The sequence below is a fragment of the Planotetraspora mira genome, assembly GCF_016863275.1.
Taxonomy (GTDB): Bacteria; Actinomycetota; Actinomycetes; order Streptosporangiales; family Streptosporangiaceae; genus Planotetraspora; species Planotetraspora mira.
Genome location: NZ_BOOO01000014.1, coordinates 1 through 14399 on the forward strand (window position 1 = coordinate 1; position 14399 = coordinate 14399).

Annotated in this window: 10 protein-coding genes; 5 read left to right on the top strand and 5 right to left on the bottom strand. The window is 71.4% G+C overall.

Annotated elements, in window-relative coordinates:
• Positions 1 to 160: 160 nt before the first annotated feature.
• The gene (locus tag Pmi06nite_RS13170) at positions 161 to 964 is read right to left on the bottom strand and encodes a DUF4190 domain-containing protein (protein ID WP_203953252.1); all 804 of its coding nucleotides are present in this window, start codon (positions 962 to 964) and stop codon (positions 161 to 163) included.
• A 61-nt stretch (positions 965 to 1025) separates the two neighbouring features.
• The gene (locus Pmi06nite_RS13175) at positions 1026 to 3005 is read right to left on the bottom strand and encodes a HelD family protein (protein WP_203953253.1); all 1980 of its coding nucleotides are present in this window, start codon (positions 3003 to 3005) and stop codon (positions 1026 to 1028) included.
• A 126-nt stretch (positions 3006 to 3131) separates the two neighbouring features.
• On the opposite strand from Pmi06nite_RS13175, the gene Pmi06nite_RS13180 reads away from it, so the two are divergent.
• A complete protein-coding gene (locus Pmi06nite_RS13180; RefSeq protein ID WP_203953254.1) occupies positions 3132 to 3422 on the top strand; it encodes a hypothetical protein in 291 nt (96 codons plus the stop codon).
• A 177-nt stretch (positions 3423 to 3599) separates the two neighbouring features.
• Here the strand turns inward: Pmi06nite_RS13180 and Pmi06nite_RS13185 are convergent, their stop codons facing one another.
• Positions 3600 to 5255: a DNA repair helicase XPB gene (locus tag Pmi06nite_RS13185; protein WP_203953255.1), complete on the bottom strand. Its 1656-nt coding sequence runs from the start codon at positions 5253 to 5255 to the stop codon at positions 3600 to 3602.
• A gap of 49 nt (positions 5256 to 5304) precedes the next feature.
• On the bottom strand, positions 5305 to 7674 hold the full coding sequence (locus tag Pmi06nite_RS13190; RefSeq protein ID WP_308442499.1) for a helicase-associated domain-containing protein: 2370 nt from the start codon (positions 7672 to 7674) through the stop codon (positions 5305 to 5307).
• A gap of 72 nt (positions 7675 to 7746) precedes the next feature.
• Between Pmi06nite_RS13190 and Pmi06nite_RS13195 the strand changes: the two genes are divergently transcribed.
• A complete protein-coding gene (locus Pmi06nite_RS13195; protein ID WP_203953256.1) occupies positions 7747 to 8646 on the top strand; it encodes a hypothetical protein in 900 nt (299 codons plus the stop codon).
• Positions 8647 to 8769: 123 nt separating this feature from the next.
• Positions 8770 to 9168, top strand: a complete 399-nt coding sequence (locus Pmi06nite_RS13200; RefSeq protein ID WP_203953257.1) for a cold-shock protein — start codon at positions 8770 to 8772, stop codon at positions 9166 to 9168.
• 17 nt (positions 9169 to 9185) lie between these two features.
• Here Pmi06nite_RS13200 and Pmi06nite_RS13205 read toward each other — a convergent pair whose 3' ends face one another.
• Positions 9186 to 10466, bottom strand: coding sequence for an MFS transporter (locus Pmi06nite_RS13205; protein WP_239113870.1), 1281 nt, complete (start codon positions 10464 to 10466; stop codon positions 9186 to 9188).
• A gap of 107 nt (positions 10467 to 10573) precedes the next feature.
• Between Pmi06nite_RS13205 and Pmi06nite_RS13210 the strand changes: the two genes are divergently transcribed.
• Positions 10574 to 11374 carry a DUF3027 domain-containing protein gene (locus Pmi06nite_RS13210; RefSeq protein ID WP_203953259.1) on the top strand — a complete coding sequence of 267 codons (801 nt, stop codon included), beginning with the start codon at positions 10574 to 10576 and terminating at the stop codon, positions 11372 to 11374.
• A 1-nt stretch (position 11375) separates the two neighbouring features.
• On the top strand, positions 11376 to 14381 hold the full coding sequence (locus Pmi06nite_RS13215; RefSeq protein WP_203953260.1) for a sacsin N-terminal ATP-binding-like domain-containing protein: 3006 nt from the start codon (positions 11376 to 11378) through the stop codon (positions 14379 to 14381).
• The last annotated feature ends 18 nt before the right edge of the window (positions 14382 to 14399 follow it).

Sequence of the window (14399 nt, forward strand, 5' to 3'; positions counted from 1 at the left end):
CTGTCATCGCCGAGAAGCCCGAGAAGAACCCCGCCGCTCCCGCCATGCCCGGCGGCGGCGACATGGACTTCTAAGTCTTCGCTGCACCTGAGAAGGGGCGGTTCCCGACGGGAACCGCCCCTTTTTCGTGTTTCAGCTCTCTACGCCCGGCTTCCTGAGATCAGGGGCGCGCCGAGCCGGTCAGCTTGCCGGCCTGACCATCGACCACCAGGCAGGTGACCGCACGGCCCTGGTTCCAGCTCAGCTCGCTCGGCGGGTACAGGGCGAAGGCCCTGAGCCGCTCGATCATCGGGCTGTCCGCCAGCACCTGGGAGAGCCGCTCCTCGCACGCGGAGGACGCCTGCTCGCCGGCCGCCTGCACCCCGGGCCAGTCATGCGCCGGGAGGGTGATCTTGACGATGACCTCGGCGTCGTGAGGTTGGGCGCACGGCAGGGCCGTCAGCCTGGTGACCACCTTGCCGTCGACCACGCCGTCCACGCAGTCGCCCTCGTGCAGGCTGGTGCTCGACACCGAGCCGCCGCGGGTCACCGTGCCCGTGTCGTCGCGCTGCGCGGAGCCGAGGGCGGCGACGATGAAGACCAGGGCGATCAGGACGATCCAGAGGCCGGAAAGGATCAGGCCCGCGATCGCGAGGCCCTTGCCCTTGCCGCCTCGCCTCCCGATCTGCACCAGCGCCACGATGCCGAAGATGATCGAGAACAGGATGCCGCCGATGATCCCGAAGACGAGGGCCGTGATCGCGAAACCGTTGGTCCGCGGGGGAGGCGGCGGATATCCGTACGGCGGGGGATAGGGGGACCCGTACGGACCGGGCTGAGGCGGGGGATACGGCGACCCGTACGGGCCGGGCTGAGGGGGGTTCGGCGGTGGCCCCTGGGGGCCGGGTGGCGGGGGGTAGGGGGACCCGTAGGAGCCGGGCGGTGGCGCCGCCGGCTCATTTCCCCCGGAATAAGGTTCACTCACGGCACCTAATAGTGCCGTGTCCTTATTTATTGCGACAAATGGGTAATTTCTATGTGCGTGGTCAGAGCAGCTCGGCCGGAAGTTCGGCGGTGTGGAGCACGCTCAACGAGGTGACGGCTCGGGTCAGCACGACGTAGAGCCGGGCCAGGCCGCGCTTCTCCGCCGCCACGATGTCGGCGGGCTCGACCACGATGACGTGGTCGTACTCGAGGCCCTTGGCGAGGCCGGCGGGCACGACGAGCACACGCTCCTCGCCGGTGGAGTCGGCGCCGAGGACGCCGTGTGAGATGTCCCCCAGAGCCGCGGAGACGGCCGGGACCGAGTCGTCCGCCGTGATGACCCCGATCGAGCCCTCACGCCGGAGTGCCTGCCGTACCGCGTCGGGGACGGCCGCGGCCGCGTCGGGCGACCGCCGCACGGACAGGGAACCGGCGCCCGGGCGGAGCGAGCGGGGGGCGGCGAGGTCGGGCGCGACCGAGGGGAGCAGTCGGGCGGCGTAGTCGAGGATCTCGCGCGGCACACGGAAGCCGAGGGTCAACTCGGTCACCTCGCCGGACGGCTGGCCGAGATGCTCGAGCACGGTCTTCCACGACTGCGCCGACCACGGCGTCGTGCCCTGCGCGATGTCGCCCAGGACCGTCGCCGATCCGGTACGGCAGCGCCGTCCCAGTGCCCGGAGTTGCATGGCGGACAGGTCCTGCGCCTCGTCGACGACGACGTGGCCGTGGGAGGCGGTCCGCTCGATCAGGTCGGCCAGTTCGTCGAGCAGCGCGGCGTCGGCGGCCGACCACTTCGCCGACCTGTGCGACTTGGCCGGCCTGCGCCACAGGACGGCCTCCTGCTCCTGCGGCGACAGGTCGTCCTTGGCGGCCCGGGCCAGGAAGTCCGCGTCCGAGAGCAGCCGGAAGAGCACCTGCTCGGGGGTGAGCTTCGGCCAGACGGTGTCGAGGATCTGCTTGACCGGCTTGGAACGGGCGACGGCGTCCTGCACCCGGTCGTCCGGAGACTCGCCGCGCCGCTCCATCTGGACGAGCACGGCGTGGGCGAGCCGCTGGGCGAGCGTCGCCCGGCCCGGGGCGTACCGGATCGTGCCGCGGAGCGAGGCGACGATCTCACGCACCGCGTGATCGGCGAGGCGGTAGCGGTTGATCCCCTTGGTGTAGAGGACGCCCTCCTCGGGCTTGGTCACGTGCAGCCAGAGGGCGCGTTCGAGGACGACGGCCATCCGGGCGTCCCCCTTGATCGCGGCCGTGACCGGGTCCTCGGGGAAGGAGTGGTCGCCGAGGATCCCCGCGACGGTGGTCTGGTCGACCTTCACCTCGCCGAGCGCCGGGAGGACGGAGGAGATGTACGACAGGAAGGCCCGGTTGGGGCCCACGATCATCACGCCGTTCCTGGCGAGCCGCTCGCGGTGGGTGAAGAGCAGGTAGGCGGCCCGGTGCAGGCCGACGGCCGTCTTCCCGGTGCCCGGCGCGCCCTGGACGCAGACGGTCACGCCGAGATCGGCTCTGACGATCTCGTCCTGGTCGGGCTGGATGGTCGCGACGATGTCGCGCATGGGGCCGTTGCGGGGTCGTTCGATCTCCTCGGCCAGCAGCCTGCTCTGCGCGAGCTCCCTGCCGTCCATGGGCTCGTCCTCGTAGGCCGTCAGCTGGCCGCCCTGGTAGCCGAACCTGCGGCGGAGCGTGACGCCCATCGGGTCGGCAGGGCCGGCCTGGTAGAACGCACGGGACACCGGGGCACGCCAGTCGATCACCAGGGCGCGCCTGTCGTCGTCGTGGACGTGCCGGCGGCCGACGTAGATCGTGCCGGGCAGGTCGCCCCCCGCGGACAGTTCGAGGCGGCCGAAGAAGAGCGGCGTGTCCTTGTGGTCGGCCAGCGCGGCGACCCGCTGGTCGAGCAGTCCCTGGAGGATCTGCTGGGAGACCCAGTCGCCGGCGGCGTCGGCGGACAACGACTGGGCGTGCTCGCGCATCGATGTGAGAGCGGCCCGTGATACCGCGAGATGGGCGCGCTCGGCTTCTAGGACGTTTTCCGGCATGCCGAACTCCTTCAGGACGCGGGAAAGACAAGAGCTTACCGACGGCCTTCCAGCGAACCCAAATGGTTTTCTTGTGCGTGTTGCACCTTCTGTCCGGGTACCTGTATCGAGGTGACGCGGACCTGGATGCCTCCGGCCATTCCCACCATGGCGAGCCTGCTGCTCGCTCTCCTCTGGGTGTTGTCGGTCTTCGGAGGCTGGGGGGTGGAGGCCTTCTGCCCGGCCGCCGACTCGCCCGGGACGTGTGCCGACCGGATCGCCTCCGCCGCCGTGGTCTCCGGCGTGATCGCGCTTTTCGCCGCGGTCTCGACGGCGGCCGCCTGGTTCACCCGGAGGCAGGGTCTGCTCGGTGTCGCGGTGATCGCGTGGGTGGTGGCGGTCGGAGCGCTTTTCGTCGGGGGAGTGATCGCCCAGTAATCACCCCAATACGCTGCGATTTCTACCAAATTGGCATGGCTCAGGTAGGGCGAATTGCGTGATTTGCGACAAAGATGGGGTATGGGCGTTCCTGCTGTTCTGGTGTGGGGGGGTGATGCGGTTGTCTAGGGCCAAGGGGATTTCCTGGACCTGACCTGGCACCCGCACCCGGCGAGATCACCTCGCCGGGTTCTCCTCGCCCACGTCGTCGGCGTCCACGATGCGATAGGCGTATCCCTGCTCGGCGAGGAACCGCTGCCTGTGCGCGGCGAACTCCTGGTCGACCGTGTCGCGGCTCACGATGGAATAGAAACGCGCGCCCCCGCCGTCGGCCTTGGGCCGCAACACGCGGCCGAGCCGCTGCGCCTCCTCCTGCCGTGAGCCGAAGGTGCCCGACACCTGGATCGCGATGGACGCCTCAGGCAGGTCGATCGAGAAGTTCGCGACCTTCGACACCACCAGGACCTGGATCTCCTTGTCCCGGAAGGCCTGGAACAGGCGCTCCCGCTCGCGCACGCGGGTCTCACCCTTGATCACCGGGGCGTTGAGATGCTCGCCCAGCTCGTCGAGTTGGTCGATGTACTGGCCGATCACCAGCACCTGCTCGCCGCCGTGGCGGCGCACCAGGGTCTCCGTCACCCGGGTCTTCGACGGCGTGGTGGAGCAGAACCGGTACCGCTCGTCGGACTCGGCCATCGCGTAGGCCAGCCTCTCCTCGTCGCTGAGGGTCACCCGGACCTCGACGCAGTCGGCGGGCGCGATCCAGCCCTGCGTCTCCATCTCCTTCCACGGCGCGTCGTAGCGCTTGGGCCCGATGAGGGAGAACACGTCGCCCTCGCGGCCGTCCTCGCGGATCAGCGTCGCGGTCAGGCCCATCCGGCGACGGGCCTGCAGGTCGGCCGTCATCCGGAAGATCGGCGCGGGAAGCAGGTGCACCTCGTCGTAGATCACGAGCCCCCAGTCGCGGGCGTCGAACAGCTCCAGGTGCCGGTACACGCCCTGCCGCCTGGTCGTCATGACCTGGTAGGTCGCGATCGTGACCGGGCGGATCTCCTTCTTGGTCCCGGTGTACTCGCCGATCTCGTCCTCCGTGAGGGAGGTGCGCTTGATCAGCTCCTGCTTCCACTGGTGAGCGGAGACGGTGTTGGTCACCATGATCAGCGTCGTCGCCTCGGCGTGCGCCATGGCGGCGGCCCCCACGATGGTCTTGCCCGCACCACAGGGGAGCACGACCACGCCGGATCCGCCATGCCAGAACGCGTCCGCCGCCTCCTTCTGGTACGGCCGCAGCGTCCAGCCGTCCTCGGCCAGCGCGATCGCGTGGTGCTCGCCGTCGACGTATCCGGCGAGGTCCTCGGCGGGCCAGCCGATCTTGAGCAGCAGTTGCTTGATGTTGCCGCGCTCCGACGGATGCACGGCGACGGCGTCGGATCCGATCCGGTCGCCGAGCAGCGGCTGGATCTTCTTGGACCGCAGGACCTCCTCAAGGACGGCCCGGTCGGTGCTGGTGAGGACGAGCCCATGGGTGGGGTGCTTGTCCAGGCGAAGCCTGCCGTAGCGGGACATGGTCTCCGCGACGTCCACGAGCAGCGCGTGCGGCACCGGATAGCGGCTGAATCCGATCAGCGCGTCGACGACCTGCTCGGCGTCGTGGCCGGCGGCCCGCGCGTTCCACAACGCCAGGGGGGTGACCCGATAGGTGTGCACGTGCTCGGGAGCACGCTCGAGTTCGGCGAACGGCGCGATCGCCTTGCGGCATTCGTCGGCTCGTTCGTGATCGACCTCGAGCAGCAGTGTCTTGTCCGACTGAACGATCAGTGGCCCGTCATTCAAAAGTTGCTCCCTTGTCCGGATAACCGCATAACAAACTACCGAGCCGAAATCAGCTCACGTCCGCGATGCCGGTTATCCGGTGCAGGGCGAACCGATGGACGGCCGCCCGGGTCTCGTCGTATGCGGTGAGGTAGCCACCTTCCATCCGGGCGGGTTCGAGAATGCGGCTGGTGGCGTGTCCCTGTGCGTCAAGGTAGCCGATCCAGACCCGCGAACCCTGGCGGATGGCGTCCTGGAGGGCCTGGATCGTCGCCGTCGCGGGTGACCGCGGCACCTGCCCGTCGGGGCCGTGCGACGGGCGGCGGCGGGTGCGGTGGGCCTGGTCACCGGCCCGCATGGCGCGGATGGCGGCCGCCGCGACGTCGGGTTCCGGCCCGGTGGGGCCGGCGCCGCGGGCGACGGGCGGGCCGTCGGTCCGCCGGCTGTCGGCCCTGGAGACCAGCACGTCGCCCTCCAGGGACTCGGCGACCGGGGCGTATCCCATTGCGCGGAGCGAGTCGATCAGCGTGGCCCTGGACGTCTTCGACGCCAGCACGGTGGGCGCGAGCCGTCGCAGCCGCAACAGCCCGGCCCGCTTGTCCGCCAGCACCTCGTCGAGCACGGAGGGGTCGTCGCAGCGGACGTAGGCGGACGCCGTCCCGACACGGATGCGCCCGTGGCGGCGGGCCACGTCGGAGATCAGGTAGCGCAACGGCTGAGGGACGGCGGTGGCGGAGTGGCGCTCCAGCATGCCGACGAGATCGTCGGCCGACTGCCCGGCGTCGAGCGCCCGCCGGATCGAGCGTTCGCTGAAGCGGTAGACGGTCGCGCCCCCCTTCGACTCCACATCGGCGGTCAGGGCGAGCCAGCGTCCGAGATCGCTGGTCAGAGGACCGGGGGCGACCGCGGTCAGGTCCGCCTGCAGCAGCACATGATCCACGGGCTCGGGGAGCAGCGGCGCGAGCAGCCCGGCGGCCGTGCCGTCCCCGCGCACGATCCCGTGGCCCTGCGCCGAGAGGACTCCCAGCCCGGTGACGCCCACCTGCTCGGCCTCTCGCAGGGTGAGCTCGGCGAGCCGGTCGCGCTGGGCGCCTCTGCGCCTGGGCTGCTCCCAGGACAGCCTGGCGAGGACGGATGCGGCGGCCGGCGCGAGGCCGGGACCCGCGGACGCGAGAACGGCCAGCGTCTGGGCGCGCACCTGGGCGGCGGCGGGCCTGCGGAGATCGGGATGGAGCGCGTTCAGCGGCCGGTCGCGGTCGTCACGCTCGCCGATGAGTCCGGGGACCCGATCCATGCCGGCCCAGGCGGAGGCCAGCAGGGCCCACCGGTCCTCGGTGCTCTTGACCCGCCAGCCGTCGTAGGCCGACGTGGGCAGCCACTCGCCGTCGACCGATCCGCCGGACGCGATGAGCCCGGCGGCGTAGGCGATCTCCACGACCAGCCCGGCCGCCCATTCCGGCAGATCGAGCAACTGCGCCGTCCTCTTCAGGTCCCGGATGGCGAGACCGCCCGTCCGCAGGACTCCCGGAGGATCGACGCTCCAGTGCTCGCACAGCTCCTCCACCGTCCGGACCAGGGTGAACGCCTGGCCCGCCGCGGTCCTGTCGGCGAGGACTTGGTCGCGCCGGGCGCCCTCGAGGTCCGGTGGGCGGGGGGACAGGTCGCGATGGACGCGCCCGTCACGGAGGAAGAGCGCCACCTCGCGGGGAAGGGCCACGCTCTCGTCGCCGGTCGCGCCCAGCAGGCCGCGCGCGAGGAGCTGCTCGATCGGCGACTGGGCGGTGGCCGTCCGGATGTCCCTGCGGGCGTTGGGCAGCCGTCCGCTCGCCGGGCCCCAGGACAACTCGTCGAGGGCGGCCCGCGCCTGCGGTGAGACCTCGGCGACCAGGCGGCCCACCGTCGTGGGATCGGCGAGGAGCTCGGCCAGCCTGTCGCGGGGAGACCCGTCACGCCGGGGAGCCCCGATGTCGTCCAGCAGGACGTCGAGCGCCTCCGGCGAATGATGCCGGAACACCTCCGCCGCGGGCGGGCCCAGCCCGGCAGGGGGGTCGAGCGCCTCGACGACACCCGGGGCGGGAAGCAGCGCGTCGTCGGGCCCGAAGGCGAGGCCTCTGGTCCTGAGCCGGTCGAGCGCCTCGTCGAGCGCCGCGTCCAGCTCCTTCTTGCGCGCCGTGCCGGCCGTGGCCTTGTCCAGTAACGACCTGAGCGCCTTGCGGGTGATCGGGCCCGGCTGGAGAGTCAGCGTCTCCACCACGGCGAGGGTGAACCGGTCGAGACGGTCGAGCGCCCGGCCGAGGGCGGACGGGCTGCCGGCACGGGCGGCGAGCCCGTCGACGTGTGCGGGCACAGGCGTGATGAGCTCGGGCCGCGCCGTCACGAGGGCGCGCAGTTGCTCGTCCGTCCGGCCACGCAGCCACTCGGTGAACTCGGTGCTCATCATCCGTTCCATCGTAGGGCCGCATTTTTCGAGCATCACTCGACCAGGCGCGAGCACTGAGGCAGTATGACGAGCATGATCGAGCGTGCGGACCAGCTCGTTCTCGAGTTCGTCAGCAAGGTGGCAGACGCCGCTCACGGCAGGCTGCGCCCCGAACAGCGGCTCGACTACGTCCAGCGGCTCCGCGCCAGCGTCGAGCGGGCGCGCGGAGGCAGCGAGGACGCCAGGCACGTCGCGAAGGTCATCGCCGGGTTCGGAACGCCGGACGACCTGATCGACCGGGAGGTCCGCAGGCTCGCGGCCGCCCAGCAGGCCCTTCAGCAGACCGCGGACCAGGCCGCCCAGCCGATCGGCGAGGACGACACGGCGGTCTTCCCCGTCGTCGTCGACGACGGGGGACCGAGGCGAGGGGTTGCCTCCGACGCGGCCGACGACAGGCGCCCGCCTCCCGGCGTGATCTACGGTCGGCGGGTCGCGAGGGAGCGGATCTCCCGCCAGGCCGATCGGCCGGCCCCGCTGATGCGGTTGCGCCGCGCGGCGATGGCGGGGGGCAACCCGATGGCCACCGGGGGGAGGGACGCCCGGACGATTTTCCTGAACAACCGCCGCGAGACGCTGGCGCTCGTCCTGCTCGTGGTGGCCGGGCTGCTCGTCCCGTTCCGTCTGGCGACCGTGGCGATCTTCCCTGTCCCCGCGATCGTGTGGGCGGCGGCCGCCCTGATCCTGCTCTCCTGCCAAGGCTGGTCGTTCTCCGACCGGCTGATCGGCTTGGCCGCCCCGGTCGTGGCGTACGCGATCGGCGGGGTCCTGCTCGGAGCGGCACGATCGGAGGGCGGGAGCGTCCAGGCGTTCATGGTGTCGTTTCACAACGTGAGCGGTGTGCTGTTCATTCTCGGAACCGCCGCCGCGGTGTCCTGGCTGGCCTTTCGACTGCTCGATCCGCCTCCCAGAGAAAGCGGAAACAATCGCCGATAAACCACTCGCGCGTCGATCTCGTGATGTGCAGGCTTACTTCCCAGAGTGGGGGTCCGCAGGGGCCCTCTCAGGGCATAACCTACTTCCAATCACCTTCACGACAGTCTGAACGAGGTCACCCCTGTGCCGAGTGGCAAGGTCAAGTGGTATGACGCCGACAAGGGTTTCGGCTTTCTCACGCGCGATGACGGCGGTGAGGTATTCGTACATTCTTCGGCGCTTCCCAGGGGCACGGAGGCGCTGAAGCCGGGGCAGCGGGTCGAGTTCGGTGTGGCCGAGGGACGCCGCGGCCAGCAGGCCTTGTCGGTCCGGGTCCTGGAGCAGCCGCCGACGCTTGCGAAGGCCGCCAAACCCAAGGGCAAGCGGAAGAGCCCGGACGAGATGGTGGTCATCGTCGAGGACCTGATCAAGCTCCTCGACGACATCTCGAACTCCTACCAGAGGGGTAAGCACCCCGACGTGGCCCACGCCAAGAAGGTGGCGTCGGTGCTGCGGGCGGTGGCCGACGACATCGACGGGTGACGCGGCAGGCGGCGCGGCTATCCGGCCGGCTCGGGGGTGACGGTCGCCAGCCGCCTGCGCCGTACGGCGAGAAGCCAGACGAAGGAGAACGCGAGCCCTGCGGAGACCACCGCGAGTCCCGCGGGGCCGGGCGCGAACAGCGACATCACGAGGCCGAGCAGGCCGCCGAACACCCAGGCGATCTGCAGCAGCGTCTCCACGACGCCGAAGGTGGACGACCGGACCTCCTCGCCGATCTCCCGCTGGACGATGGCGTCGAGTGCCAGCTTGCCGAGGCTCTGGCCGAAGGCGCCCACCAGGGCGACGACGAGGGCCGTCCACAGCGAGAAGAAGAACGCCGCCGCGACCGTGGTGACGGTCGTGACGGCGAGCGTGACCAGCACCGTCAGGAGCGGGGAGCGGGAGCGGGACCACGAGGCGACCGCCGCGCCGGCCAGGCCGCCTCCTCCGGCCGCGAGCGCCAGCAGGGTCAGGGCGGCCTCGGGGGCGAGCCCGTGGAGATGGTGGTCCTGCACCAGGAAGAGCAGGAAGAACACCAGGAAACCGGCCTGGACGCGGATGGCGGCGTTGGCGGTCATCGCCTCGCCGACCACCTGGCCCACGCTGAGCGTGGTCCGCCATCTCGACGGCCTCACGGGCGCGTCGACGTCGGCCTCCACCTCCACGTCGGGAGAGTCGACGTGCCGCGGGAGCCGTACGGCGACGACGCCGGCGGCGAGGAAGAGCGGCATCGTGGCGCGCAACACCCATTCGGGTCCCGCCAGGGCGGCCACTCCGGTCGACACCGCCGCCCCCACTCCCGCGGAGACCAGGGCGAAAAGGGAGACCCTGGCGTTCGCCGTCACCAGCGGGATGTCGGCGGGCAGCACGCTCGGCATGATCGCCGCCCGGGACACGTTGTAGGCCTTGGACAACACGAGCACCGCCAGGGCGGACGGGAAGAGCGTGAGCGCGTCGGAGGAGTGGACGGCGCCGGCCATGCCCCAGCACAGCAGTCCGCGCGCGAAAAGCGTCCCGGCCATGATGTAGCGGCGCCCGGAACGGAAACGGTCGAGCACGGGCCCGACGAAGGGCGCCACGACGGCGAACGGGACCATTGTGATCAGCAGGTACAGCGCGACCTGGCCGCGCGCCTGTCCGACGGGCAGCCGGAAGAGCAGCGCGCCGGCCAGCGACACCGTGATCAACGCGTCGCCCGCCGAGTGGGCGGCGGTCAGTTCGATCAGTCGTCCGAGGCCGGTCCGGTCGGCGCCATTCGCATGCGTGAGCCGCCGTGTAGCCCGACCTGGCGCTCCCACAGCACGCACAACTTTCGGCCAAAAATTCACCATAGGCACCGACATCCCTTTCAGTGTTACCCCATAGAGCCGGTGCGGTCCGCTCTCGGCGTGGGTGAAAATGGAGTGTGAGTCGTACCCGAATCCGAAGCACTCCAGTCGACCAGGCGTGTGCCGATGCCGTCGACTTGGCCCGAGCAGTTGCCGAGGAGATGGCCCGCCCGGGTGAAGTGGGGGCGCATCTGGGCTTCGAGGGCGATGGCGATCGGCTGGTCACCCACTACTTCGAATGCCTGGAGCGGGCGTACTCGGGCTGGCGGTGGGCGATCACGGTCACCCGGGCCTCCCGCGCACGCAACGTCACCGTGAGCGAGACCGTGCTGCTGCCCGGGCCGGGCGCGCTGCTCGCTCCCGCGTGGCTGCCGTGGAACGAGCGCCTGCTCCCCGGCGATCTCGGTGTCGGCGACCTGCTGCCGGCCGAGGCCGACGACGACCGCCTCACTCCCGGCTACACCGCCACCGGGGACGATCTCGACGAGCAGATGATCTTCGAGTACGGCCTGGGCCGGGCCCGCGTGCTTTCGCCGGTCGGCCGGGACCTGGCCGTGGAGCGCTGGCATTCCGGAGAGGCGGGCCCGCACACCCCGCTCGCGCACGCGGCCCCCGCCCAATGCTCGACCTGCGGGTTCTACTGGCCCCTCTCGGGCACGCTGCGGCTCGGCTTCGGCGTCTGCGCGAACGAGTACGCCCCCGACGACGGCCGCGTGGTCGCCGCCGACCACGGATGCGGCGCCCACTCCGAGGCGACCACGGTCCCCTCGATGGTCGTGGAGGCCCAGCCGCCGATCCTCGACGACCTGGGATATGACGACCTCATGGAATCAGGCTCGGTCGACGCGACCGGCTCCGAGCCGCTCGGCCACTCCTGACATGTTCGACACCCGGAGATTGCGCGAGACGGTCCTCGCCGCCTGGACGGCGTCGCCCGCCCGCTTCCGTGAGGACGCCAACGCGGAGGAGGACTTCGCCCTCGGCGGCTACCGCGACCGGCTGGTCGTCGAGTTGGCCCAGAACGCGGCGGACGCCGCTCTGCGCGCCGGCGTGCCGGGCCGCCTGAGGTTGTCGCTGCGGGACGGCGTGCTCCTGGCCGCCAACACCGGAGCCCCGCTGGACGAGGCGGGGGTCGAGGGCCTTTCCACGCTGCGTGTCTCCGGGAAGAGGGACGAGGCGGGCGCCGCCGGTCGCTTCGGCGTCGGCTTCGCCGCCGTGGTGTCGGTCTGCGACGAGCCCTCGATCGTCTCGCGCGAGACCGGAGGGGTCCGCTGGTCGCGTGCGGAGACGAACGCCCTCGTGGGCGCCCGTCCCGAGCTCGCCGGCGAGTTGGCCGGCCGTGACGGCCACGTGCCGCTGCTGCGCCTGCCGTTCCCCGTGGAGACCTCCGAGACTCCCGAGGCCGCCGAGACCGTGGCGGTCCCCGAGGGCTTCGACACGCTGGTACGGCTTCCGCTCCGCGACGACGCGGCCGAGCAGGCCGTACGGCGGATGCTGGAGGAGGCCGGACCGGCGCTGCCCCTGGCGATGCCCGCGCTCGAGACCGTCGAGATCGAGATCGACGGGCACGCCCGCACGATCTCCACTGACGGCTGGCGGATCGCGACGGAGTCGGGGGCGTTCACGCCTGAACAGGTCGCCGAGCTCTTCGCCGGACGGCCCACCGAGGAGCGGGCCCGGCCGTACTGGGAGGTCCGCTGGGCCGTCAACCCGGAGGTGCGCACCCCGAGAGTGGTGCACGCGCCGACGCCGAGCGACGAGCCCCTCGACCTGCCGGCCCTGCTGATCGCCACGTTCCCGCTGACCACCGACCGGAGGCACGTCGCTCCCGGACCGCTCACCGACTTCCTCGTCGGCCGGGCCGCGGAGGCGTACGTCCGGCTGCTCCAGGACCTGCCCGCCACGCCGGCCCTGCTCGGCCTCGTCCCCGGGATGATGGGCAAGGGAGAGCTCGACGCCGCCATTCGCAGGGAGATCGTCAGGCTGCTGCCGGACACGCCGCTGCTCCCGTCGGTCTCCGGAGTCCTTCCGGGCAACCAGGCGCGGGCGGTCGCGGGGTCGCAGGAGTTCCTCGACAAGATCGCGGACATGGTCCCCGGGCTGCTGCCCGCGGGCTGGGCGTCACGCAATCCCGCTCTCACCACCCTCGGCGTCAGGAGGGTGGAGCTCGCCGACGTCGTGGACATGTTGTCCGGCGACGCCGTACAGGACAAGGACCCGTCGTGGTGGCGGTCGTTCTACGCGGTGCTGCCCGCGGACGACCTCGAGGCCATCGGGGCGGTCCCGGTGCCGCTCGCCGACGGACGGCTGGTCCGTGGGCCCCGCGGCACGCTGGTGCTGTCTGCGGCGCTCTCAGGGGCTCTCGACGGGGCTCAGGACTCCGGATTGGACCCGGGTGCCCGGCCGCCCCTCGACCCGGCCCTGCTCGGCCCCCTGGGCCTGCGGATCGTGCACCCCGACGCCGTCCATCCGCTGCTGCTCAGGCTGGGCGCGGCCGAGGCGACGCCGAGGACGGTCCTGGAGGACCCGCTCACCCATGCCGCCGTGACCGAGTCGCTCGACAGCGCCGATCCCGAGCCGGTGTCCCAGGCCGTGCTGGCTCTGGTCGACGCGGCGGGGCTCACGGCCGGTGAGGCCCCATGGTTGTCGGAGCTGGCGTTGCGAGGCGCCGACGGCGAGCTCTACGCGGCGGGCGACCTGCTCCTCGAGGGCGGTTCGCTGGCCGGGCTGATCGACCAGGACGTGCCCTTCGGCGTCGCCGCGGCCGACCTGGTGGAGAAGTACGGCTCGCACGTGCTGGCGGCGGCGGGGGTGCTCGACGGGTTCGCCGTGGTCAACGACTCCGACGTCCTGCTGGACCTGTCCGAGTGCGATCACGACCTCGATCTCGAGGACGAGTGGATCGAGGCCGTCCTCGATCTGCTGCCCGAGTTCGACGTGCCGCCGGTGGCCAGGGAGTTCACCGCCGTCCGCGACCTGGAGTACGTCGCCGACTGGACCTCCGCGTTGGGCCTGCTCTCCCGTCCGCCGCTGCGTGCCGCGCTGCGCCCGCTCCGCGTGCTCGTGGCCGGCGAGACGGTCGAGGTCCCGTCGTACACGTCCTGGTGGTTGTCGCGCCATCCGGTGCTCGACGGCCGCCTCCCCACGACGCTCAGGCTCGCCTCCGGCGACCCTCTGCTGTTCGGCCTGTACGGCGACGCCCCGGTGGGGATCGACGAGAGCGCGCTGAAGATGATCGGCGTCAGGTCGTCGCTCGAGGAGTTGCTGGCCTCGCACGGCGGTCCTGAGGAACTGCTCGACCAGCTCGCCGACTCCTCGGCCGAGGTCGACCGGGCGCAACTGCGCTCCCTGTGGACGGCGCTGGCGGGGGTGGACCCCTCCCGCGTGAGCCCGCCGGACGCGGTCCGGGCCGTGCTGAAGGGGGCGATCGTGGTGGCGGAGGCCGAGGAGGGCCCCGTCGTCGTGGAGGCGCCCGACCTGCTGCCCCTGGTCGAGGACCGGCCGCTCGTGCTGGCGCCGTTCGACCTCGCGGAGGCGTTGTCGGAGGTGCTCGACCTGCCCCTGGTGGGAGAGGTCGTCACGGGTGCGGTGACGTCGTCAGGGGTGGAGCGGCCGGTGCCGCCGGAGGTGCGCTCGCTGCTGCCCTCGACGCCGCTGAGCTATGTCGAGCACGACGATCTGCTGGTGGACGGCAGGCCGGTGCCCTGGCGCTTCTTCGAGGGCAAGGTTCACGCCTCGGGGGTGGAGGGCCTGGCCAGAGGCCTCGCGTGGGCGTCCGGGCAGTGGGGCGACCGGCTCGCGGTGGCCGCGCTCCTGCGGGACCCCGGCAGGGTTCCGCTGCTGCTGGCCGAGGCCGACCTCGATCCGGTGACCGCGCTCGGCTGAGAGGGCCTGGCTCCGGCG